The 22,614-nt window shown below is 62.8% G+C and carries 25 protein-coding genes; 7 read left to right on the forward strand and 18 right to left on the reverse strand.

Features of this window, described 5'->3' with window-relative positions; translation table 11 throughout:
* Window positions 1-31 precede the first annotated feature (31 nt).
* Entirely contained in the window at window positions 32-931 is a 900-nt protein-coding gene (locus AC0IYH_RS03340) for a DMT family transporter (RefSeq protein WP_471832958.1), read from the forward strand.
* Here AC0IYH_RS03340 and AC0IYH_RS03345 read toward each other — a convergent pair.
* Window positions 882-1,640: a type 2 periplasmic-binding domain-containing protein gene (locus AC0IYH_RS03345; protein WP_116626081.1), complete on the reverse strand. Its 759-nt coding sequence runs from the start codon at window positions 1,638-1,640 to the stop codon at window positions 882-884. The two genes, AC0IYH_RS03340 and AC0IYH_RS03345, sit on opposite strands and share 50 nt — an antisense overlap.
* Before the next feature lie 133 nt (window positions 1,641-1,773).
* Between AC0IYH_RS03345 and dnaX the strand changes: the two genes are divergently transcribed.
* The 5 genes from dnaX (at window position 1,774) to AC0IYH_RS03370 (ending at window position 7,307) form a co-directional block, all read left to right on the forward strand.
* On the forward strand, window positions 1,774-3,831 hold the full coding sequence (gene dnaX / locus AC0IYH_RS03350; RefSeq protein WP_471832959.1) for a DNA polymerase III subunit gamma/tau: 2,058 nt from the start codon (window positions 1,774-1,776) through the stop codon (window positions 3,829-3,831).
* 43 nt (window positions 3,832-3,874) lie between these two features.
* The gene (locus AC0IYH_RS03355) at window positions 3,875-4,213 is read left to right on the forward strand and encodes a YbaB/EbfC family nucleoid-associated protein (protein ID WP_116626083.1); all 339 of its coding nucleotides are present in this window, start codon (window positions 3,875-3,877) and stop codon (window positions 4,211-4,213) included.
* Between the two features lie 132 nt (window positions 4,214-4,345).
* On the forward strand, window positions 4,346-5,380 hold the full coding sequence (locus tag AC0IYH_RS03360) for an NADP-dependent oxidoreductase (protein WP_116626084.1): 1,035 nt from the start codon (window positions 4,346-4,348) through the stop codon (window positions 5,378-5,380).
* Window positions 5,381-5,446: 66 nt separating this feature from the next.
* The gene (recR, locus tag AC0IYH_RS03365; protein ID WP_471832961.1) at window positions 5,447-6,049 is read left to right on the forward strand and encodes a recombination mediator RecR; all 603 of its coding nucleotides are present in this window, start codon (window positions 5,447-5,449) and stop codon (window positions 6,047-6,049) included.
* 109 nt (window positions 6,050-6,158) lie between these two features.
* Complete coding sequence (locus AC0IYH_RS03370) at window positions 6,159-7,307, forward strand: acyl-CoA dehydrogenase family protein (RefSeq protein WP_471832962.1); 1,149 nt, start codon at window positions 6,159-6,161, stop codon at window positions 7,305-7,307.
* A 63-nt stretch (window positions 7,308-7,370) separates the two neighbouring features.
* Here the strand turns inward: AC0IYH_RS03370 and AC0IYH_RS03375 are convergent, their stop codons facing one another.
* Together AC0IYH_RS03375 and fnr are read right to left on the reverse strand one after the other, a co-directional pair.
* The gene (locus AC0IYH_RS03375; protein ID WP_122717944.1) at window positions 7,371-7,919 is read right to left on the reverse strand and encodes an adenine phosphoribosyltransferase; all 549 of its coding nucleotides are present in this window, start codon (window positions 7,917-7,919) and stop codon (window positions 7,371-7,373) included.
* A 79-nt stretch (window positions 7,920-7,998) separates the two neighbouring features.
* The gene (fnr, locus tag AC0IYH_RS03380; protein ID WP_116626088.1) at window positions 7,999-8,733 is read right to left on the reverse strand and encodes a fumarate/nitrate reduction transcriptional regulator Fnr; all 735 of its coding nucleotides are present in this window, start codon (window positions 8,731-8,733) and stop codon (window positions 7,999-8,001) included.
* A gap of 153 nt (window positions 8,734-8,886) precedes the next feature.
* On the opposite strand from fnr, the gene AC0IYH_RS03385 reads away from it, so the two are divergent.
* Window positions 8,887-9,354, forward strand: coding sequence for a hypothetical protein (locus tag AC0IYH_RS03385; RefSeq protein WP_471832963.1), 468 nt, complete (start codon window positions 8,887-8,889; stop codon window positions 9,352-9,354).
* Here AC0IYH_RS03385 and hemN read toward each other — a convergent pair whose 3' ends face one another.
* From hemN to ccoO (AC0IYH_RS03460), 15 genes are all read right to left on the reverse strand, one after another.
* Window positions 9,355-10,737, reverse strand: coding sequence for an oxygen-independent coproporphyrinogen III oxidase (gene hemN / locus AC0IYH_RS03390; RefSeq protein ID WP_471832964.1), 1,383 nt, complete (start codon window positions 10,735-10,737; stop codon window positions 9,355-9,357).
* Between the two features lie 103 nt (window positions 10,738-10,840).
* Complete coding sequence (locus AC0IYH_RS03395; protein ID WP_471832965.1) at window positions 10,841-11,524, reverse strand: sulfite exporter TauE/SafE family protein; 684 nt, start codon at window positions 11,522-11,524, stop codon at window positions 10,841-10,843.
* Window positions 11,517-11,729 (reverse strand): cbb3-type cytochrome oxidase assembly protein CcoS, encoded by a 213-nt coding sequence (gene ccoS, locus AC0IYH_RS03400; protein WP_116626092.1) that lies wholly within the window; start codon window positions 11,727-11,729, stop codon window positions 11,517-11,519. Before ccoS ends, AC0IYH_RS03395 begins: the two co-directional genes overlap by 8 nt.
* Window positions 11,730-11,751: 22 nt before the next feature.
* The gene (locus AC0IYH_RS03405; RefSeq protein WP_471833019.1) at window positions 11,752-14,202 is read right to left on the reverse strand and encodes a heavy metal translocating P-type ATPase; all 2,451 of its coding nucleotides are present in this window, start codon (window positions 14,200-14,202) and stop codon (window positions 11,752-11,754) included.
* 115 nt (window positions 14,203-14,317) lie between these two features.
* The gene (locus AC0IYH_RS03410) at window positions 14,318-14,857 is read right to left on the reverse strand and encodes a FixH family protein (RefSeq protein WP_116626094.1); all 540 of its coding nucleotides are present in this window, start codon (window positions 14,855-14,857) and stop codon (window positions 14,318-14,320) included.
* Window positions 14,858-14,872: 15 nt separating this feature from the next.
* A complete protein-coding gene (gene ccoG / locus AC0IYH_RS03415; protein ID WP_116626095.1) occupies window positions 14,873-16,276 on the reverse strand; it encodes a cytochrome c oxidase accessory protein CcoG in 1,404 nt (467 codons plus the stop codon).
* A 207-nt stretch (window positions 16,277-16,483) separates the two neighbouring features.
* A complete protein-coding gene (locus AC0IYH_RS03420) occupies window positions 16,484-16,894 on the reverse strand; it encodes a PIN domain-containing protein (protein ID WP_471832966.1) in 411 nt (136 codons plus the stop codon).
* On the reverse strand, window positions 16,894-17,148 hold the full coding sequence (locus AC0IYH_RS03425; protein ID WP_116626097.1) for a type II toxin-antitoxin system Phd/YefM family antitoxin: 255 nt from the start codon (window positions 17,146-17,148) through the stop codon (window positions 16,894-16,896). Before AC0IYH_RS03425 ends, AC0IYH_RS03420 begins: the two co-directional genes overlap by 1 nt.
* A 152-nt stretch (window positions 17,149-17,300) precedes the next feature.
* On the reverse strand, window positions 17,301-18,278 hold the full coding sequence (gene ccoP, locus AC0IYH_RS03430) for a cytochrome-c oxidase, cbb3-type subunit III (RefSeq protein WP_116626098.1): 978 nt from the start codon (window positions 18,276-18,278) through the stop codon (window positions 17,301-17,303).
* Window positions 18,275-18,460, reverse strand: coding sequence for a CcoQ/FixQ family Cbb3-type cytochrome c oxidase assembly chaperone (locus tag AC0IYH_RS03435; RefSeq protein ID WP_005790274.1), 186 nt, complete (start codon window positions 18,458-18,460; stop codon window positions 18,275-18,277). Before AC0IYH_RS03435 ends, ccoP (AC0IYH_RS03430) begins: the two co-directional genes overlap by 4 nt.
* 5 nt (window positions 18,461-18,465) lie before the next feature.
* Window positions 18,466-19,074: a cytochrome-c oxidase, cbb3-type subunit II gene (gene ccoO, locus AC0IYH_RS03440; RefSeq protein ID WP_003193167.1), complete on the reverse strand. Its 609-nt coding sequence runs from the start codon at window positions 19,072-19,074 to the stop codon at window positions 18,466-18,468.
* Window positions 19,074-20,516, reverse strand: coding sequence for a cytochrome-c oxidase, cbb3-type subunit I (gene ccoN / locus AC0IYH_RS03445; protein ID WP_116626099.1), 1,443 nt, complete (start codon window positions 20,514-20,516; stop codon window positions 19,074-19,076). The genes ccoO (AC0IYH_RS03440) and ccoN overlap by 1 nt, the downstream gene beginning before the upstream one ends.
* Before the next feature lie 337 nt (window positions 20,517-20,853).
* On the reverse strand, window positions 20,854-21,801 hold the full coding sequence (ccoP, locus tag AC0IYH_RS03450) for a cytochrome-c oxidase, cbb3-type subunit III (protein WP_471832967.1): 948 nt from the start codon (window positions 21,799-21,801) through the stop codon (window positions 20,854-20,856).
* The gene (locus tag AC0IYH_RS03455) at window positions 21,798-21,998 is read right to left on the reverse strand and encodes a cbb3-type cytochrome oxidase subunit 3 (protein WP_116626101.1); all 201 of its coding nucleotides are present in this window, start codon (window positions 21,996-21,998) and stop codon (window positions 21,798-21,800) included. The genes ccoP (AC0IYH_RS03450) and AC0IYH_RS03455 overlap by 4 nt, the downstream gene beginning before the upstream one ends.
* Before the next feature lie 3 nt (window positions 21,999-22,001).
* Window positions 22,002-22,610, reverse strand: a complete 609-nt coding sequence (gene ccoO / locus AC0IYH_RS03460; protein ID WP_017735321.1) for a cytochrome-c oxidase, cbb3-type subunit II — start codon at window positions 22,608-22,610, stop codon at window positions 22,002-22,004.
* Window positions 22,611-22,614 lie beyond the last annotated feature (4 nt).

The following is a 22,614-nucleotide window of genomic DNA, read 5'->3' on the forward strand; positions in this document are numbered from 1 at the left end:
GGCATTCCTTCTGAGTGTCTGGACGCCGTCGATGAATACCCCTTCGCCCGTAAAGCTTACGCTAGTGATCGCCAGCGTCATCCTCTGTTGGGCCTATTCGCCGATTGGCGTGCACATGGGGCTGCACAGCTATAGCCCCGGCCAGCTGGCGTTGCTGCGGTTTCTGATTGCCTCGGTATTTATGGCGGGCGTGGCGCTGGTGCTGGGCATCGACCGGCCGCGTCTGCGGGATGTGCCGTGGCTGCTGGTGTTGAGTTTTTTTGGGGTGTTCCTGCATCACGCCAGCCTTAATTACGGGCAGCAGTTCGTGACCGCTGCGGCCTCCAGCGTGCTGGCGCAGTCTGCGCCGCTGTTCAGTGTGTTGATTGCGTTTTTCTGCTTGAAGGAACGGGTCAGCCTGTGGCGCTGGAGCTGCGTGTTGCTGGGGCTGCTCGGCGTACTGGTGGTGATCTGGGGTGATCAAGGCGTGGGCGATATTGACCCGCGCGGTTTGTTGATCCTGTTGGCAGCGCTGTCATGGAGTGTGTATTTCGCGATCCAGAAACACTTTGCCCACCGTTACAGCCCACTGACCATGGCGTGCTACATGGTGTGGGCGGGCACCTTGATGCTCTGCGTGAACCTGCCGGGCCTGCCTGCCGCCGTAGCAAAGGCCCCGCTGCCGGAGAACCTGGCAGTGCTGGTCCTGGGGATTTTCCCCAGCGCCCTGGCCTACCTGGCCTGGGGTTATGTGCTCAAGCATGTCGAGGTCAGCCGCGCGTCGGTGGCGATGTACCTGATCCCGCCGGTGGCGATGGCGATGGCGGCGACGCTGCTGGGCGAGCACATCGCCCTGCAGGTGATGCTGGGCGCGGTGATCGTGCTGGCCAGCGTGGCCGCGATCAGTCTGGAAGGGCGTTGGCTGCGGTTTCCCCGGTGTATAGCTGGATGATTTCATCGATCTCCCCCGACATCTTCATCCGCAGCAGCGTGCGCAGGATTCGCTGCACCGGCACGTTCGGGTCATTGCGCACGGTGCAGCCGAGTTTCTGCTCATCGATCACGGCCACCTTGTGCAGCTTTTTGCCGACCGGCATGCGTTGGTTGAAGCGGTCGAGGATCCATTCATTGCTCACGGCGTACTTGAAACGCCCGGCCACCAGCTTGTGCAATACCTGTTCTTCGCTGCGCGCGTCATCGCGGCTGAGCCGGCCGCTGGCAAACAGCGGGTCGAGGGTGACGTAGCGATAGTTGAGCACCGTGCCGATCGATTGCGGCGCCAGGCTGCTCACGTTTACCGGCTGGGCGGGCACCTGGGTGCTCACCAGCAGGTTGCGCTGCACCATCAGCGGAATGCTCCAGGTGTAATCACCGGACATATTGTCGAACCAGGCCTGGGTGACATAACAGCGCACGTCGATGTCGCCGTGTTCCATGGCGGCGGAGATGCGTGCCCGCGCCAGCACATTGAACTGCGCCGGGCGCCCGACCTGGGTGGCCAGGCTTAACATCACGTCATACAAAATGCCCTGCACGGGCCGGCCGTCCTCCAGTTGCACCATGGGCATTGCCCAGCTGTCGGAAACCGAGAAGCGCAAGGGCGCAGGCGCCGCCAGGCAAACCGTGGTGATCATCCATAAAGCGCCCAGGACTACGCGCATACACTCTCCGGGTACAGGCCTTTTCGAGGCCAATGCGCAGAGCTTAGTCAGATTAGGCGAGCGTGCCGGATGCAATTTCCCCCTTGCTCCGCTAGCATTACCGGCTTCCGCTTCCCAGTTGCGACGGTTTTCGATGAGTTATCAGGTTCTTGCACGTAAATGGCGTCCGCGCTCGTTCCGCGAAATGGTCGGCCAGACCCATGTGCTCAAGGCTCTGATCAATGCCTTGGACAGCCAGCGGCTGCACCACGCCTACCTGTTCACCGGTACGCGGGGGGTGGGCAAGACCACCATCGCGCGCATAATCGCCAAATGCCTGAACTGTGAAACCGGTATCACGTCGACGCCCTGCGGCACCTGCTCGGTGTGCAAGGAAATCGACGAAGGGCGCTTCGTCGACCTGATCGAGATCGACGCCGCCAGCCGCACCAAGGTCGAAGACACCCGCGAGCTGCTCGACAACGTGCAGTACGCGCCGAGCCGTGGCCGCTTCAAGGTCTACCTGATCGACGAAGTGCACATGCTCTCCAGCCACTCTTTCAACGCGCTGTTGAAAACCCTGGAAGAGCCGCCGCCGTACGTCAAATTCATCCTGGCCACCACCGACCCGCAGAAACTCCCTGCAACGATTCTGTCGCGGTGCCTGCAGTTCTCCCTGAAAAACATGACCCCCGAGCGCGTGGTCGAGCATTTGACCCACGTGCTGGGCGTCGAGAACGTGCCGTTCGAAGACGACGCGCTGTGGCTGCTCGGCCGCGCCGCCGATGGTTCGATGCGCGATGCCATGAGCCTTACCGACCAAGCCATCGCCTTTGGTGAAGGCAAGGTCATGGCCGCCGATGTGCGCGCCATGCTCGGCACCCTCGACCACGGCCAGGTCTTCGACGTGCTGCACGCGCTGATCGAGGGCGACGCCAAGGCGCTGCTCGAGGCGGTGCGCCACCTGTCGGAGCAAGGCCCGGACTGGAATGGCGTGCTCTCGGAAATCCTCAATGTGCTGCACCGCGTTGCCATCGCCCAGGCGTTGCCTGAAGGTGTCGACAACGGCCATGGCGACCGCGACCGCGTGTTGGCCCTGGCCCAGGCGCTGCCGGCCGAAGACGTACAGTTTTATTACCAGATGGGCCTGATCGGCCGCCGTGACCTGCCCCTGGCGCCCGACCCGCGCGGTGGCTTCGAGATGGTCCTGCTGCGGATGCTGGCCTTCCGGCCCGCAGACTCGGCCGATGCGCCGAGACAGCCGCTAAAGCCAGTGGGGATCAGCCAGGCCACAGTTGATTCCGCCAAACCAGTGGCTGGTGCGGCGGTGGTTGCGCCAGTGGTTGCTGCGCCCGAACCTGAACCTGAACCTGAACCTGTGGTGGCCGCGCCTGCGGTCGAGCCCGAGCCGGTTGTGGTGCCCGAGCCCGAACCTGCGCCCGTCGTCGACCTGCCATGGAACGACCCGGTAGACGCCGAGCCCGAACCCGAGCAGCAGCCCTACGTGGAACCGGTGCTGGAAACCACCGGCGAGCAGCCCGAGCTGACCCCGATGCCCACACCGACGCCCGACAGCGTAGTGCCGGACGCGCCGGAGTGGGTCGCCGCGCCCGTGCCGGAGCCGAGCGTGGCGCAGGTCGAGGCCGCAACGCCGGGCATCGACCTCGACGACGAACCGCCGCTGGACGAAGACTACATCGAGCCGGACATGGATTCGGCCTACAGCTACCTGGACGAGCTGGCCAGCGAACACACCGCCGAGCCAGCGCCGGAACCCGAGGCCGAGCCGGCAGCGGCGCCGGCCACCGGCCTGGCCCTGCAATGGCTGGAATTGTTCCCGAAACTGCCGATTTCCGGCATGACCGGCAGCATCGCCGCCAACTGCACCCTGATCGCGGTCGATGGCGACCACTGGCTGTTGCACCTGGACCCGGCCCACAGCGCCCTGTTCAACGCGACCCAGCAGCGCCGCCTCAACGACGCGCTGAACCAGTACCATGAGCGCACGCTGACCATCGCCATCGAGCTGATCAAGCCCGAGCAGGAAACCCCGGCCCAGGCCGCCACGCGCCGGCGTATCAACCGCCAGCGCGAAGCCGAAGACTCGATCCACGCCGATCCGCTCATCCAGCAAATGATGCAACAGTTCGGTGCGGTCGTCCGTCACGATACTATTGAACCCGTCGAAGCCCCGGTGCCCCAGGCGTCCTGACACCGGGCTACTAATTGATCCACGTACTTTTGAGGTGATTCCCATGATGAAAGGTGGCATGGCCGGCCTGATGAAGCAGGCGCAGCAGATGCAGGAAAAAATGGCCAAGATGCAGGAAGAACTGGCCAACGCCGAAGTCACCGGTAAGGCCGGTGGCGATATGGTCAGCGTGGTGATGACCGGTCGTCACGACATTAAGCGTGTGAGCATCGACCCAAGCGTGCTGCCAGGCGTGAGCGAAGATGACCTGGAAATGCTCGAAGCGCTGTTCGCCGCGGCCGTCAACGACGCCGTGCGCAAGATCGAAGCCAACAGCCAGGAAAAAATGGGCGCCGCGACCGCCGGCATGCAACTGCCACCGGGCATGAAGCTGCCGTTCTGATCCCGCAACATTAGCTAGACTCCAATGCCAGGCCCCGTGCCTGGCATTTTTGTTTGTGCCAATCCAATCGAACCCTGGCGCGGCAGCCATGGTCTGCACCCTATACCGAAGCATTCGTTAAAGGAGCCCCTGATGCCTCAAGAACAGACCCTCAATCAGCGAATCGTGCTGGTCTCGCGCCCCCAGGGCGCGCCCACCCCGGAAAACTTTCGCCTGGAGCGCGTGACCCTGCCGGAGTTGGCAGACGGCCAGGTGCTGCTGAAAACCCTGTACCTGTCCCTTGACCCCTACATGCGTGGTCGCATGAGCGACGCACCTTCTTACGCCGCGCCGGTGGAAATTGACGAAGTGATGACTGGTGGGGCTGTCAGCCGTATCGAGCAGTCGCGTAATCCAAAATTCGAAGTGGGCGACCTGGTGGTCGGCTCCACCGGCTGGCAGAGCCACAGCATTTCCGATGGCCGCAACCTGATGCCGGTGCCCAAGGGCCTGGCCAGCCCGTCCATGGCCTTGGGCGTGTTGGGCATGCCGGGCATGACCGCCTACATGGGCCTGATGGACATCGGCCAGCCCAACGCCGGGGAAACCCTGGTGGTGGCGGCCGCATCCGGCGCCGTGGGTTCGGTGGTGGGGCAGGTGGCCAAGCTCAAGGGCTTGCGCGTAGTGGGCATCGCCGGTGGCGCCGACAAGTGCCGCTACGTGGTGGACGAGTTGGGCTTTGACGCCTGCATCGACCACAAGAGCGCGGATTTCGCCGACGAGCTGGCCCAGGCCTGCTTCAAGGGCGTGGATATCTACTTCGAAAACGTCGGCGGCAAGGTCTTCGATGCAGTGCTGCCGTTGCTCAACCCCAAGGCGCGTGTGCCGCTGTGCGGGCTGATTGCCGGCTACAACGCCCATGAAGCGCCGAGCGGGCCGGATCGCCTGCCGGCGTTGCAACGCACCTTGCTGACCAAGCGCGTGCGTATTCAGGGGTTTATCGTGTTCGACGACTACGGCGACCGCCATCCGGAGTTCATCAGTGCCATGGCGCCCTGGGTGCGCGAGGGCAAGGTGAAGTTTCGCGAGGACGTGGTTGACGGCCTGGAGCAGGCGCCCGAAGCCTTTATCGGTTTGCTCGAAGGGCGCAACTTCGGCAAGTTGGTGGTACGTGTCGCGCAGGACTGAGGATTTGACGCTACTTCGAGGCGCGGGTATAAACCGCGTCTCGTTGTTTTGTCGGACCCATCGCCCATGAGCTTCAGCCCCCTGATTCGCCAACTGATCGACGCCCTGCGCACGTTGCCAGGCGTCGGCCAGAAAACCGCCCAGCGCATGGCGCTGCAACTGCTGGAGCGTGACCGCAGCGGCGGCACCCGGTTGGCCCAGGCCCTGAGCCAGGCCATGACCGGCGTGGGGCACTGCCGCCAGTGCCGCACCCTTACCGAAGAAGACCTCTGCCCGCAATGCGCCGACCCACGTCGCGACGACACTTTACTGTGCGTGGTCGAAGGGCCGATGGATGTGTACGCAGTGGAGCAGACCGGCTATCGCGGGCGCTACTTTGTGCTCAAGGGGCACCTGTCGCCCCTCGACGGCCTGGGCCCGGAGGCCATCGGCATTCCGCAGCTGGTGGCGCGAATTGAAGAGCAGAGCACCTTTACCGAAGTGATCCTGGCCACCAACCCGACGGTGGAAGGCGAGGCGACGGCGCATTACATCGCCCAGTTGCTGATCAACAAAGGCCTGATCACCTCGCGTATCGCCCATGGCGTGCCGCTGGGTGGCGAGCTGGAGTTGGTGGATGGCGGGACGCTGGCGCACTCATTCGCTGGCCGTAAGCCAATCGCCCTCTAAAGACCGCCCCTCCCACATTGGTTTTTGTATTGTCGGTGATAACTGCGTTCAGCTTGAAAACCAAGCAAGCGCTTGGTAATTTCGCTCCACCCCTCCGTGGAGCTTGCCGATGTCTGCCTATCAGGACTACTTCGACCCCAGCCACCAATTGGTCCGCGACAGCGTGCGCCGTTTTGTCGAGCGCGAGCTGTTGCCGGGTATCGAGCAATGGGAGGAGGCCGAAAGCTTTCCCCGCGAGCTGTACCTCAAGGCCGGCGCGGCGGGGATCCTTGGCATTGGCTACCCCGAAGCCTTGGGCGGTAGCCACGAAGGCGACCTGTTTGCCAAGGTGGCGGCCAGTGAGGAGCTGATGCGCTGCGGTTCCGGCGGCGTCGTGGCAGGGTTGGGCTCGCTGGATATCGGTTTGCCTCCGGTGGTCAAATGGGCACGGCCCGAGGTACGCGAGCGCGTGGCGCCCCAGGTGCTGGCGGGCGAAAAGATCATCGCCCTGGCCGTGACCGAACCCGGCGGCGGCTCCGACGTGGCCAACCTGCAAACCCGCGCCGTGCGTGATGGCGAGTATTACCGCGTGAGCGGCAGCAAGACCTTCATCACCAGCGGCGTCCGCGCCGACTTCTACACCGTCGCCGTGCGCACCGGCGGGCCAGGCTTTGCCGGCATCAGCCTGCTGCTGATCGAAAAGAACACCCCCGGTTTCAGCGTCGGCCAACCCCTGAAAAAAATGGGCTGGTGGGCGTCGGACACTGCCGAATTATTCTTCGATGATTGTCGGGTGCCCGTAGGCAACCTGATCGGCGCCGAGAACATGGGCTTTGCCTGCATCATGGGCAACTTCCAGAGCGAACGCCTGGCGCTGGCCCTGATGGCCAATATGACCGCGCAGATGGCCCTGGAGGAAAGCCTCAACTGGGCCAGCCAGCGCGAGGCGTTCGGCAAACCCATCGGCAAATTCCAGGTGCTCAAGCATCGCCTGGCGGAGATGGCCACGGCGGTGGAAGTTTCGCGGGAGTTTACCTATCGGCAGGCGGCGAAGATGGCGGCCGGCAAGAGTGTGATAAAGGAGATTTCCATGGCCAAGAATTTGGCCACGGATACGGCCGACCGGGTTACCTATGATGCCGTGCAGATTCTGGGTGGGCAGGGTTATATGCGCGGCAGCCTGGTGGAGCGGCTGTATCGGGATAACCGGATCCTGTCCATTGGTGGCGGGACTCGGGAAGTGATGAATGAAATCATCAGTAAGCAGATGGGGTTGTGATTTGCAGTGTTTTTGAGGGCCTCATCGGGGGCTTGCCCCCGATAAGGCCAGTGCAGACAAAGGCTACCTTTCAGTCAACGCAAACTGCGTCAAACAAAAAGTCGGAATGCCCATATCCTCTAACCGCTGCGACCCCCCCAGCTCCGGCAGATCAATAATCGCCGCCGCTTCAAAAATCTTCGCCCCCATGCGCCGCACCAGGTTGGCCGCCGCAATCAAGGTGCCGCCGGTGGCGATCAGGTCATCGAACATCAGCACCGAGTCGCCTTCGCACAGGCTGTCGGCGTGCACTTCCAGGAAGGCTTCGCCGTATTCGGTCTGGTAACCCTCGGCCAGCACGTCAGCCGGCAGCTTGCCCTGTTTGCGGAACAGGATCAGCGGTTTGTTCAGTTGGTAGGCGATGATCGAGCCGATCAGAAAGCCTCGCGCATCCATCGCACCGATATGGGTAAAGTCGGCTTCGACATAACGCTGGGCAAAGGTGTCGGCCACCAGGCGCAGGGCGCGGGGCGATTGGAACAGTGGCGTGATGTCACGGAAGATCACCCCAGGCTTGGGGAAGTCGATGACGGGGCGGATCAGGGATTTGATGTCGAACGAATCGAAGGTCATCGTCGAAGAGTCCTGGGCTGGAAACGGACTCGAAGTATACCTGCGGCCTCGCCGATTGGCGCGGCCGCAAGCCTTGGCATCAGCTTTCCAGGGAACCACCGGCCAGCGCGCACAGCTGGATCGGGTCGAGGATATGCACTTCCTTGCCTTCGGCAGCAATCAACTCGTTCTGCTGAAAACGCGTGAACACGCGGGACACGGTTTCCACCGCGAGGCCCAGGTAGTTGCCGATTTCGTTACGCGACATGCTCAGGCGGAACTGGTTGGCCGAGAAACCCCGGGCACGGAAGCGCGCCGACAGGTTGACCAGGAAGGTGGCGATGCGCTCGTCGGCGGTTTTCTTCGACAACAGCAGCATCATTTGCTGGTCGTCACGGATTTCGCGGCTCATCACGCGCATCAACTGGCGGCGCAGTTGCGGCAGTTGCAGGGCCAATTCGTCCAAGCGCTCGAAGGGGATTTCGCATACCGATGTAGTCTCCAGCGCCTGGGCCGACACCGGATGCATCTCGGTGTCCATGCCCGACAACCCCACCAGTTCGCTGGGCAGGTGGAAGCCGGTGATCTGTTCTTCGCCGCCATCGCTCAGGCTGAAGGTCTTTAATGCACCCGAGCGCACTGCATAGACGGAATCGAACTTGTCGCCCTGGCGAAACAGAAACTCGCCTTTCTTCAGCGGGCGACCGCGTTTAACGATCTCGTCCAGCGCATCCATGTCTTCCAGATTCAGCGAAAGTGGCAGGCAGAGGGGGGCCAGGCTGCAATCCTTGCAATGAGCCTGGCTATGAGCGCGCAGTTTGACTGGCTCGGACATTTCTTAAATCCTTGTGGGAAAACACACATAAGACGTAAGGGTAACGCACTGGGGTGCGGTCAGGCCAGCCTGTACAAAAAACCGGCAGCGGTATAAAGCTTTTTGTGTCGGGGCCGATACAGCGGTGTACCTCCAAGAGCCGGAGCTCTGAACATGTCCATTATTGCTGCCAACAACCCGTCCATTCGCATCCCCGTGGTGCCGCAAGCCAAGGCAGAGCCTGTGGCCGAGGAAAAAGCTGCGACTGCCACACCGGCAGCGGTAACCAAGGTGGTTGAAGGGGTGACCGTGACCATTTCTGCCGATGCCTTCAAGGCGGCGGGGGCGGCCAAGAGTTCGAATGCCGATATCGATGACAGCGGTCTTGCCGATAACGTCAAGCAAGTGCTGAAAATGATCCGTCAGTTGAAACAGCAGATCGCCGAAAAACAGGCGGAGCTGGCAGCGGTCGCCGCGGCCAATAACCTCTCCCCGGAAGAGGCACGTGCGAAAACCAGCGCCCTGCAAAGCGAAATCAGTTCTTTGCAGGCCGGGCTGATGTCGGCGCAAACCTCCCTGGCCAAGTCGATGAAAGGCATGAGCGCCGACGACGCGATGAAGACCGCCTCGCTCTCGATGTAATCAGATCACCCGTGAAAATCGCTGCCGATTCTGGTGCTCCAGATAGGCATCGAACACCATGCACACCGAGCGCACCAGCAGGCGCCCGGCCGGCAGTACGCGGATGCCCTGGGCGTCCAACTCGATCAGGCCGTCCTCGGCCATGGTCTCGAGTTGTGGCCAAACGTCGTCGAAATACCGGCGAAAATCAATGTTGAAGGCCTGTTCGATCTGCTCGAATGCCAGGCTGAAAGTACAGATCAACTGCTGAATCACTTCCCGTCGCAACCGATCGTCCGTGGTGCAGCGCAAGCCACGGCTGGTGGCCAATTGCGCGCCGGCCAGGGTGTTCTGGTAGGCGCTGAGGTCACTGGTGTTCTGGCAATACAGGTCGCCGATCTGGCTGATGGCCGACACACCGAGGCCGATCAGGTCGCAATGCCCGTGGGTGGTGTAGCCCTGGAAGTTGCGCTGCAAGGTGCCTTCTTCCTGGGCAATGGCGAGTTCGTCGTCGGGCAGGGCGAAGTGGTCCATGCCGATGTAGCGGTAGCCGGCCTGGGTCAGTTGTTCGATGGTGGTTTGCAGCATCAGCAGCTTGGCGGCTGGCGACGGCAGGTCGTCACTGTTGATGCGCCGCTGGGGCATGAAACGCTCCGGCAGGTGCGCGTAGTTGAACACCGACAGGCGGTCCGGTTGCAGCTTGATCACTTCTTCGACGGTGCGCGCGAAGTTGATCGGCGTTTGCTTGGGCAGGCCGTAGATCAAGTCGAGGTTGATCGAGCGAAACTGCAGGGTGCGCGCCGCGTCGATCACCGCGCGGGTTTCGTCCAGGCTTTGCAGGCGGTTGACTGCGCGCTGCACGTCGGGGTCGAGGTCCTGCAGGCCGATGCTCACGCGGTTGAAGCCCAATTCACGCAGCAAGCCCATGGTCGCCCAGTCGGCCTCGCGGGGGTCGATCTCGATGCCGTAGTCGCCGGAGTCATCGTCCAGCAGGTTGAAGTGCTGGCGCAGGCTGGCCATGACCTGGCGCAGTTCGTCGTGGCTGAGGAAGGTCGGCGTGCCGCCGCCAAAATGCAGTTGCTCCACCGGCTGCTTGGGGTCGAGGTGGCAGGCGACCAGCTGGATTTCCTGCTCCAGGCGTTGCAGGTAGGCCTGGGCGCGGCCACGGTCCTTGGTGATGACTTTGTTGCAGGCGCAGTAGTAGCAAATGTTCGCGCAGAAAGGCACGTGCACATACATCGACAACGGCCGCACCGCCTTGCGGCTCTCGCGCAGGGCGTGGAGCAGGTCGAAGGTGCCGACCTGGCTGTCGAATTGTACGGCGGTGGGGTAGGACGTGTAGCGCGGTCCCGCCAGGTCGTAGCGGTGAATCAGATCGGTGTCCCAACGAATGGCGTCGAGCATGCGGGCGGTCCCCCGGATAGGCTAGTGGGCCGAGTCTAGGGGCGTGACCGCTAAGCCATGTTGATTTGCATCAACGGGGAGCGGCGCTATGCCACATGGCCTTTCAATGGCCCATTAGCCAGTGCTGATGCGGGCCGGGCAGCGTCCAGATGCCGAAGAGGATCACCAGCAGCCCGCCTGCCATGCGCACGCTGCGTTTGCGCAGCAATGCCGTCACGCGATCAGCCGCCAGCCCGGTGGCCAGCAGCACCGGCCAGGTGCCCAGGCCGAATGCGAGCATCAGCAGCGCACTGTCCAGCGCATTGCCTTGGCTGGCGGCCCACAGCAGGGTGCTGTAGACCAACCCGCACGGCAACCAGCCCCACAGCGCGCCCAGCAGCAACGCGCGCGGCAGGCTGGACACCGGCAGCAAACGGTTGGCCACCGGCTGTATGTGGCGCCACAGGCCGCGCCCGAGGCTTTCGATGCGGGTCAGGCCGCTCCACCAGCCGGCGAGGTACAAGCCCATGCTGATCAGCAGCAAGCCGGCGAGCACACGCATGAACATCGCCGCCGGGCTGTTGGCCACCGCCCAGCCGGCCAGGCCGATCAGCAGGCCGGCCGTGGCATAGCTGAGGATGCGCCCCAGGTTGTACGCCAGCAGCAAGCGAAACCGCCGACTGCGCTGCTCCTTGGGAATTGCCAGGGTCAGCGCGCCCATCAGCCCGCCGCACATGCCCAGGCAATGGCCGCCGCCGAGCAGGCCGAGGATCAGCGCGGAAACCAGCAGCGGCGCCAATTCAAGCATGAGGAGGTTCTTTGGGCGGCTGCTCGGGGCGGTTGGCCTCGTCGACGGCGGCCAGGTGGTTGGGGTCCTGGTCGTCGAACAGCACGCTGTGGGCCGGGCCGTCGAGGTCGTCGTACTGGCCGCTGTCCACCGCCCAGAAGAAGATGTAGATGGCCACACCGACTAGCAGCAGCGCCGCCGGGATCATCACGTATAGAGCTGGCATCTGCACTCCAGGCCCGCGCGGCTCAAGCCGGCAGTGGGCGGGTTAGGGTCGGGGCGCTGGGTGCCTGCGCACTCGGCAGGCGAGTCAGGCGCAGGGCGTTGAGCACCACGGTCAACGAACTGAGGGACATGCCGACCGCCGCCCAGATCGGAGTGATCCAACCGAGGGCGGCAAACGGCAGCATCAGGCCATTGTACAGCCCGGCCCACAGCAGGTTTTCAATGATTACCCGACGCGTGCGCCGCGCCAGGGAAAACGCGTGTATCAGCGCGTCGAGGCGGTTGGACAACAGCACCGCATCGGCGCTGGTCTTGGCCAGGTCGGTGGCCGAACCCATGGCCACGCTGATATCGGCGGCGGCCAGCACCGGCACATCATTGACGCCATCGCCGAGCATCAGCACCTTGCGGCCTTCCTGATGCAAACGTTGCAGTACTTGCAGCTTGTCGTCGGGACGCAGGCCGCCGTGGGCTTCGTCGATACCCAGTTCGGCGGCCACGCTGGCGACCATCGGCGAGGTGTCTCCCGACAGCAGCAAGGTGCGCCAGCCGCGCGCCTTGCACGCGGCCAACAGGGCCGGGGCGTCGCTGCGCAGGCGGTCATCGAGCACAAACCAGGCGAGGGCGCCCTCGCGGTCGCCGAGCAGCAGCCACTGGCCGGCTTCGTTGGGTGAGGTGGGGATCGGGCAGCCGCTGAGTTCACACACGAAACCAGGCTGGCCGATGCGCAACAGGCGTTCGCCGACGCGACCTTCCAGGCCCAGGCCGGGGCTGCTGAGCACTTCATCAGCGGCCAATGGCGCACGGCCAAAGGCGCGGGCAATCGGGTGTTCGGAGCGGTTTTCGAGGGCGGCGGCGAGGGCCAGGCACAGGTCGCTGCTGGTGGTGCCCAAGGGCCGGATCGCGCGCAAGGCCAGGCGGCCTTCGGTGAGGGTGCCGGTCTTGTCGAAAATCACTGTGTCGATCTGGTTCAAGCCTTCCAGCACGTGGCCGCGGGTCAGCAGCAGCCCGAGTTTGTGCAAGGTGCCGGTGGCGGCGGTAAGGGCGGTGGGGGTAGCCAACGACAACGCGCACGGGCAGGTCGCCACCAGCATCGCCAGCACAATCCAGAAGGCTCGCGACGGGTCCAGTTGCCACCACACCAGGCCGATCACGGCCGCCGCGATCAGCGAGCACAGCAGGAACCATTGCGCGGCACGGTCGGCGATCTGCGCCAGGCGCGGTTTCTCTGCCTGGGCGCGCTCGAGCAGACGCACGATGGCCGACAGCCGGGTGTCGTGGCCGAGGGCGCGGACTTGCACGGTCAGCGCGCCCTCGACGTTCAGCGTGCCCGCCGTGACGGCATCGCCCACGTGCCTGGGCTGTGGCAGGTACTCGCCGGTGAGCAGGGATTCATCGACGCTGGAGTGGCCGTCGAGGATCACGCCATCCGCCGGCAGCACCGCGCCCGGATGCACCAGCACGCGGTCGCCTATGGCCAGTTCGCGCAGCAGGATGCGTTCGCTCTGGCCATCGGCCTTGAGCCGCAGGCACGACGCCGGCAGCAGGTTGACCAGTTGCGCGGTGGCGGCGGCTGTGCGCTCCCGAGCGCGCCGCTCCAGGTAGCGGCCGGCCAGCAGGAACAGGGCGAACATGCCCACCGCGTCGAAGTACAACTCGCCGACGCCGGTGATTGCGGTCCAGATGCCTGCCAGGTAGGCGCCACCAATCGCCAGGGACACCGACACATCCATGGTCAGATGCCGCGTGCGCAGGTCACGCATGGCGCCCTTGAAGAACGGCGCGCAGCTGTAGAACACGATGGGGGTTGTCAGAAACATCGCCACCCAGCGCAGGATCACGTGCAGCTCGGGGCTCAGGTCGATATTGAATTCCGGCCAGGTGGCCATGGTCGCCATCATCGCCTGGAACCACAGCAGCCCGGCCACCCCCAATTGGCGCAGGGCCAGGCGGTTTTCGCTGGCCAGCTGTTCCGCCGCGCGGTCGGCCTGGTAAGGGTGGGCGGCGTAGCCGATATGGCGCAACTCACTGAGCAGCTGGCTCAACGGCAATTGCCCGTCGGCCCAGCGTACATGCAGGCGATGGTTGGACAGGTTCAGCCGCGCTTCGGCCACGGCGGGCAGGCTGCGCAGATGTTTTTCGATCAGCCAGCCACAGGCGGCGCAGCTGATGCCTTCCATCAGCAGGGTGGTTTCGGCGAGGTCGCCCTGATGGCGCACGAAGGGTTGTTGCACGTCGGCGCGGTCGTACAGCGCCAGTTCGTCGACCAACTGCACCGGCAGCGCCTCGGGGTTGGCCGAGGCTTCGCTGCGGTGCTGGTAATAGCTTTCCAGGCCGCCGGCCACGATGGCTTCGGCCACCGCCTGGCAGCCCGGGCAGCACAGCTCGCGGCGCTCGCCGAGGATCACGGCGGTGAAGCGGCTGCCGGGGGGGACGGGCAGGGCGCAGTGGTAGCAGGGGGTGGGCATGGTTATTGATCTTGGTTGGCAGGGAGGGCCTCATCGGGGGCAAGCCGCCTCCCACATTTTGAATGTATTCACAGATCAAAGGTGGGAGGGGGGCTTGCCCCCGATGCGCGAAGCGCGGCTTTTACTTCTTAAGGTCCTCGGCACCTTGCAACGGCTCATCGCCCAGCAGCAAGTCCTTGTCGTGGCTGACCTGTTCTTCTTCGAACATGCGCCAGGTGCGGTCGCCTTCCACACCGAGCAACTCGACGAAACGGCGGCCGTCGACCTTGTCGGTGACCTGGCCGATGTAGCGCCCGGGCTCGCTGGCGCTGAGGGCAAGGTTGATCTTGCGATCCTTCTCGGGCTGGGTCGGGGAAATCAGGTTCAGTTCCAGGGTAGCCGGGTTGCTGTTGCCTGTGAGGTGCACCTCGACCTCGCCGGTCAACTCGTCCAGGTGCACCTTGGCGCGCAGTTGCAGGGTCTGGGCCAGCAGTTCACGGTCCAGGGCGCGGTTGATGCCTTTGCCGGCCTCGTAGTAGTTGTCGTTGACCAGGTTGTCAGGGTTGTTCACCGCGATGGTCACCATGGACAAGGTCAAGGTCACCGAGCAGGCCAGGATCCCGATGATGATCCAGGGCCAAAGGTGCTTGTACCAGGGGCTTGCGGCAGTGGCTGCGGGCATTGTTGGGCTCTCTGTTTAACGGACTTGGGGGCCGATGAATCGGCTCTTGGCTTCAATACGAACGCTGTCGTCGTCGGCATCGGTGAGGATGAATTTCACCTCGTTGGTACTCGACGGCAATTGCTCCGGCGCACTGGACAGCTCCACCGGCATGCTGACGATATCGCCAGCGGCCACCTTGATTTCGCGCCTGCCCTGCAGCTTCAGGTCGGGGAGGCCGGCGGCGTCGAGCACGTAGGTGTGGTCGCGCTGGTCCTTGTTCATGATCTTCAGGCTGTAGACGTTTTCGATCCGCCCTTCGGCGTTCTCGCGGTAGAGCACGCGGTCCTTGCTGACGTCGAACCCCACCAGCGATCGCATGAAAAACGCCCCCGCCAACAGGCTGATCATCGCCAGCAACACCAGCGCATACCCGATCAGGCGCGGGCGCAGCTTTTGGGTTTTCTGCCCCGACAGGTTGTGCTCGGTGGTGTAGCTGATCAGGCCGCGTGGGTACTCCATCTTGTCCATGATGTTGTCGCAGGCATCGATGCAGGCGGCGCAGCCGATGCATTCGATCTGCAGGCCGTCGCGGATGTCGATGCCGGTGGGGCACACCTGCACGCACATTGTGCAATCGATGCAATCGCCCAGGCCCTGGGCCTTGTAGTCGATGCCTTTTTTGCGCGGGCCACGCAGCTCGCCACGGCGTGGGTCGTAGGAGACGATCAGGGTGTCCTTGTCGAACATCACGCTCTGGAAGCGCGCGTACGGGCACATGTAGATACACACCTGCTCGCGCAGCCAGCCGGCGTTGCCGTAGGTGGCGAGGGTGAAGAAACCGACCCAGAAATACGACCAGCCATCGGCCTGGCCGGTGAAGAAGTCGAACACCAGTTCGCGTATCGGCGAGAAGTAACCGACAAAGGTCATGCCGGTGGCAAACCCGATCAGCAGCCACAGCGTGTGCTTGCTGAATTTGCGCAGGAATTTGTTCGCGCCCATGGGCGCTTTGTCGAGCTTGATGCGCTGGTTGCGGTCGCCTTCGGTGACCTTTTCGCACCACATGAAAATCCACGTCCACACGCTTTGCGGGCAGGTATAGCCGCACCATACGCGCCCGGCGTACACGGTGATAAAGAACAGGCCGAATGCTGCGACGATGAGGATGCCCGACAGCAGGATGAAATCCTGGGGCCAGAAGGTCGCGCCAAAAATAAAGAACTTACGCTCCGGCAGGTTCCACCACACGGCTTGGTGGCCACCCCAGTTCAGCCATACGGTGCCGAAGTAGAGCAGGAACAAAACAGCGCCACCGAGCATGCGCAGATTGCGGAACAGACCGGTGAAGGCGCGGGTGTAGATTTTTTCTCGCGACGCATAGAGGTCGACGGTTTTGGCAGGCGGGGTAACGTTATGTACCGGTATTTGGTCGCTCATCATTGCATCCCACGGCGGTGGAGATTTGCCTCGGCCAGTACGTGCCAACCGGGGTCAAATTGGGGGTGTTGCAGTGGCGTAATGATACGCCCCCGATCTCCCTCAAAGGGTGCGACCGTTGGTCGCGTTGGGGGAAATCAATTGATGGTATATGTGATCTGGATCAATTGACTTGGGAAGTATGGCCGGTTTTCGTCGCCAGGCAGGTCATTCGTCCCATGGATTTATCAGTGGAACGCCGCTGGACGTGAAGTCACTGACGTTACGCGTGACCACGGTGAGCCCGTGCACCAGGGCAGTTGCGGCGATCAACGCATCACTTTCGTTGGCCTGGTCCGGCACATGCAGGTGGGCGCAGCGCAGCGCAACGGCGGCATCCACCGGCAATATCCTGGCATCGAACGCCGGTATCACATTGCGCTTGAGCCAGGTACGCAACACCTTGCCCTGGGCCGGGTCCTTGCGCTCCATGCGCAGTACCCCGGTTTCCAACTCTTTCAAGGTAATCGCCGAGATAAACATACGGTTTGCGACGGCGCTTTTGGCCCAGGCGACCACCTTTGCGTCCGCCTGGGGTTTGCGAAGTTCAGAGATTACGTTGGTGTCGAGTAGATACATCAAGAGAGGTCCACGGGGCGATGAGTGATCACGGCGCGTTCGGTTTCGAAGTCGATATCGGCCGCTTCCGGCATCACCAGCAGGTCAACGATATCGGCGTGCAGGCCGGTGAGTTTCTGGTACTCCTCAATGCTTAGCAGTACATGGGCAGGCTTGCCGCGGTCAGTGATAAAAACCGGCCCTTGGCGGGCGGCTTTTTTGGCACCACTTGTGTCCTGGTTGAATTCGCGGCTGGAAATGGTGGTGATGCTCATGGGGTGTCCCCCTTCGTCTGGTTGGATGTAGGCACGTTACTACCTTGGTCGCGTGAGGAACAAGCTTGAAGTTACGAACGGTGAGTATCCCTTGCAGAAAAAACAAAGCCCCGCGCAGTGTTCACTGCGCGGGGCTTTAGCGTTGCAAAGGCTTACTGTTCCTCAGCCTTCTTGTCCCCATGGGACAAGCTGTACACATATGCCGCCAGCAAGTGCACCTTGTCATTGCCTTGCAGCAACTCCTGCGCAGGCATCTGGCCCTGGCGGCCGTAGCGGATGGTCTGTTGCAGTTGGGCGAAGCTCGAACCGTAGATGAATGCGCCCGGGTGGGTCAGGTCCGGCGCGCCCATGGCGGGGGTGCCTTTGCCGGCCGGGCCGTGGCAGGCGACGCAGTTGGCGGCGAAGAGTTTCGCGCCGTTTTCCACGTCGGCCTTGGCGCCTTCCGGCAGTTTGCGGCCATCGAGGTTGGTCACCACAAAGCCCGCCACGTCGGCCACGCCTTGCTCGCCGATGACTTCGGCCCAGGCCGGCATCACCGCGTGGCGGCCTTTCATGATGGTTTCCTTGATGGTGGCTGGCTCGCCGCCCCAGCGCCAGTCGGCGTCGGTCAGGTTGGGGAAGCCATAGGCGCCCTTGGCGTCGGAACCGTGGCACACCGAGCAGTTGGAGGCGAACAGGCGGCCACCCATCTTCAAGGCTTGCGGGTCCTTGGCCACCTCTTCAATCGGCATCGCAGCGAACTTGGCGAAGATCGGCCCGAACCTGGCGTCCGACTTGGCCATTTCCTTTTCCCATTCGTGTACGCCGGTCCAGCCGGTCTGGCCATTGGCGAATGGGGTTTGCTTGTCGTTGTCGAGGTAGTTGTAGCCCGGCAGCAGGCCTTTCCAGTTGCCTAACCCTGGGTACAACGCCAGGTAGCCGAGGGCGAAGATGATGGTGCCGACGAACAGCATGAACCACCATTTTGGCAGCGGGTTGTCGTACTCCTCGATGCCATCGAACGAGTGGCCGACGGTCTCGTCGGTCTGCTCGGCGCGCTGGCCCTTGCGGGTCGACAGCAGCAGCCAGGTCAGGGCGAAAATGGTACCCAGACTGAGGACTGTGACGTACAGACTCCAGAACGTAGTCATTCTTTGTTACTCCTAGAAGCTTGCTCGACGTGCTTGATGGCTTCGGGATCATCTGCAAAGGGCAGCATGGTCGCGTCGTCGAACTCCGACTTGCGGCGGGGGCTGAACACCCACAACGCCAGGCCGACAAAGGCCACCATCACCACAACGGTGCCCAGGCCTCGAATCATCCCGATATCCATGAAGGTCACCGTTTGCTTTTGATGATGGTGCCAAGGCCTTGCAGGTAGGCCACCAATGCGTCCATTTCGGTCTTGCCCTTCACGGCGGCGGCTGCACCGGCGATGTCTTCGTCGGTGTAGGGCACGCCCAGGGTGCGCAAGACTTCCATCTTCTTCGCGGTGTCCTTGCCGTCGAGCTTGTTTTCCACGAGGAACGGGTACGCCGGCATTTTCGACTCAGGCACCACGTTGCGCGGGTTGTACAAGTGCGCGCGCTGCCAGTCATCGGAGTAACGCCCACCCACACGCGCCAGGTCCGGCCCGGTGCGCTTGGAGCCCCACAGGAACGGGTGGTCCCACACGCTTTCGCCGGCCACCGAGTAGTGGCCGTAGCGTTCGGTTTCGGCGCGGAACGGGCGAATCATCTGCGAATGGCAGCCCACGCAACCGTTGGCGATGTAGACGTCGCGGCCTTCCAGTTCAAGGGCGGTGCGCGGCTTCATGCCTTCGACCGGCTTGTTGGTCACGTCCTGGAAAAACAGCGGGACGATCTGGGTCAGGCCGCCGATGCTCACGGCGATGACCATGAAGAAGGCCAGCAGGCCGATATTCTTCTCGACTACTTCATGCTTCATCAGTGCGCTCCCACTACGGCGATCTTGGCGGCGGCTTCAGCTTCTGCAGGGTCGGATGCACGCACGGTGCGCCAGACGTTGTAGGCCATCAGGAACATGCCGGAGGCAAAGAACGCACCGCCCAGGGCGCGCACGATGTAGCCAGGGTGGCTGGCTTGCAGCGCTTCGACGAAGGAGTAGGTGAGGGTGCCGTCATCGTTGATCGCACGCCACATCAGGCCCTGGGTGATGCCGTTGACCCACATCGAGGCGATGTAGAGCACGGTGCCGATAGTGGCCAGCCAGAAGTGCGCGTTGATCAGCCCGACGCTGTGCATCTGCACACGGCCGAACAGTTTGGGGATCATGTGGTACAGCGCGCCGATGGAGATCATCGCCACCCAGCCGAGGGCGCCGGCGTGTACGTGGCCGATGGTCCAGTCGGTGTAGTGGGACAGCGAGTTGACGGTCTTGATCGCCATCATCGGGCCTTCAAAGGTCGACATGCCGTAGAACGCCAGCGACACCACCAGAAAGCGCAGGATCGGGTCGGTGCGCAACTTATGCCAGGCGCCCGAAAGGGTCATCATGCCGTTGATCATGCCGCCCCAGCTGGGTGCCAGCAGGATGATCGACATCGCCATGCCGAGCGACTGCGCCCAGTCCGGCAGCGCGGTGTAGTGCAAGTGGTGCGGGCCGGCCCAGATGTACAGGGTGATCAGCGCCCAGAAGTGCACGATGGACAAACGGTACGAGTAAATAGGCCGTTCGGCCTGTTTGGGCACGAAGTAGTACATCATCCCGAGAAAACCGGTGGTCAGGAAAAACCCCACCGCGTTGTGGCCGTACCACCACTGGATCATCGCATCCGTGGCCCCGGCGTAGGCCGAGTAGGACTTGAACAGGCTCACCGGCAGCGAGGCGTGGTTGACGATGTGCAACATCGCCGTCACCAGGATAAACGCGCCGTAGAACCAGTTGCCCACATAAATGTGCTTGGTCTTGCGCTTGACGATGGTGCCGAAGAACACCAGGGCGTAGGTCACCCAGACGATGGCGAGCAAAATGGCGATCGGCCATTCCAGCTCGGCGTATTCCTTGGTGGTGGTGTAGCCCAGGGGCAGGGTGACGATGGCGCCGACGATAACGGCTTGCCAGCCCCAGAAGGTGAAGGCCGCGAGGCCGTCGGAGATCAGTCGCGTCTGGCAGGTTCGCTGCACGACATAGTAGGAGGTGGCAAACAGTGCACATCCACCGAAGGCGAAAATCACCAGGTTGGTGTGCAGCGGGCGCAGACGGCCGAAGCTCGTCCATGGCAAGCCGAAGTTCAATTCCGGCCAGACCAGTTGCGAGGCGATGAACACCCCGAGCCCCATGCCAAGGATCCCCCAGACCACCGTCATGATGGCGAACTGGCGGACTACCTTATAGTTATAAGCAGTCGGACTGATTGCTGTGCTCATTCTAAGGTTCCACGGTTTAGGTTTTTTTATAGGTAAAATCGGCCGCAAGTATGTAGAAACCGAGGGGCCATTGCAACGCAATGACTGACCTGTATCAATGCGTTCCGCGCCAGATTCTGCGCCCTTTCCATGTTTGGTGTAAGGACAAAATCAGAAATCGAAAGCTGATCAAGTGGACAGGAATTTTTCCAGGCCGCGACGAAGGCCGTCGCGTACGCCAAAACCGCCCGCTGTGCAGCAAGCGTAGACCCGAATGTCAGGAGGGGAAAGGTGTGCTGTGGAAGGGGTGCACCACAGGTAAGCGGGGCCTCCCCTGAGCAGGGGAGGCAGTCGGAGGTTATTCGGTTTGGCTTTCTGGCGTTGCGCCATCGGCGTTATGGGACAGGCTGTAAACATACGCGGCCAGCAGGTGCACCTTGTCGTTGCCTTGCAGCACCTCCTGCGCCGGCATCTGGCCCTGGCGGCCGTGGCGGATGGTCTGCTGCAACTGCGCAAGGCTGGTGCCGTAGATGTAGCCGGCCGGTTTGGTCAGGTCCGGCGCGCCCATGGCTTCCATGCCGTGGCCTTGCGGGCCGTGGCAAGCCACGCAGGTGGTGTTGAACGCCGTTTGGCCGGCGGCCAGGTCGGCCGTGCTGTCGGCCGGCAAGGGCAGCTTGGCCAGGTCGTGGCGAACATAGGCGGCAACGTTTTTCACGCCGTCGTCGCCGAGCATGTCACCCCAGGCCGGCATTGCCGCGTGGCGGCCGTTGAGGATGGTGGTCTTGATCGCCTCGGCCGAACCGCCCCAGCGCCAGATGTTGTCCGCCAGGTTCGGGAAGCCATACGCGCCTTTGGCATCCGAGCCGTGGCACACCGCGCAGTTGGAGGCGAACAGGCGACCGCCCATTTTCAACGCCTGTGGGTCCTTGGCCACCTCTTCCACGGGCATGGCCGAGAATTTGGCGAAGATCGGCCCGAATTTGGTGTCGGCCTTGGCCATTTCCTTGTCCCATTCCTTGGTCGAGGTCCAGCCGTCTTCATAGCCCGGCAGCACGCCTTTCCAGTTGCCCAGGCCCGGGTAGAGGATCAGGTAGCCGACCGCAAACACCAGGGTGCCGACGAACAGCATGAACCACCACTGGGGCAGCGGGTTGTCGTATTCCTCGATACCGTCGAAAGCGTGGCCCATGGTCTGGTCGACGCTGCCACGGGTTTCGCCCTTGCGGGTGCCGATCAAGAGCCAGGTCAGGCCGATCAGGCTGCCGAGGGTCAGAACGCAGATCCATGTACTCCAGAACAGGGTCATGGCTGGGTGCTCCTTGTTGCAGGCGCTTCTTGCGCGTCGGATGGAAGAGGCTCATCGGCGAAGGGCAGCAGGCGCGCCTGCTCGAATTCCGCATTGCGCCGGTTGTTGAACACCCACAGCGACAGGCCGATAAAGGCGATGGCGACCACCAGCGTGCCGAGGCCGCGGATGGTGCCTGCATCGAATTCAAATCCCATGGCTCACCTCTTGCTCTTGATGGCAGTGCCGAGCACTTGCAGGTACGAGACCAGCGCGTCCATCTCGGTCTTGCCCTTGAGGCTGGCGACGGCGCCACTGATGTCGTCGTCGGTGTAGGGCACGCCGAGGGTGCGCATCACCTTCAACTTGGTCTCGGTGTGGCTGCTGTCCACGGCGGCCGTGACCAGCCACGGGTAGGCCGGCATTTTCGACTCGGGCACCACGTTGCGCGGGTTGTACAAGTGCGCGCGGTGCCAGTCGTCCGAGTAGCGTGCGCCGACGCGTGCCAGGTCCGGCCCGGTACGTTTGGAACCCCACAGGAACGGGTGGTCCCACACGCTTTCGCCGGCCACCGAGTAATGGCCGTAGCGTTCGGTTTCGGCGCGGAACGGGCGAATCATCTGCGAGTGGCATTGCACGCAGCCTTCGCGGATGTAGATGTCGCGGCCTTCCAGTTGCAGCGCGGTGTAGGGCTTCATACCTTCCACCGGCTTGTTGGTCACGTCCTGGAAGAACAGCGGGACGATCTGGGTCAGGCCGCCGATGCTCACGGCAAGCACCATGAGCAGCATCAGCAGGCCGACGTTTTTTTCAATCGTTTCGTGTTTCATCACA

The sequence above is a fragment of the Pseudomonas sp. AC463 genome (assembly GCF_979253585.1).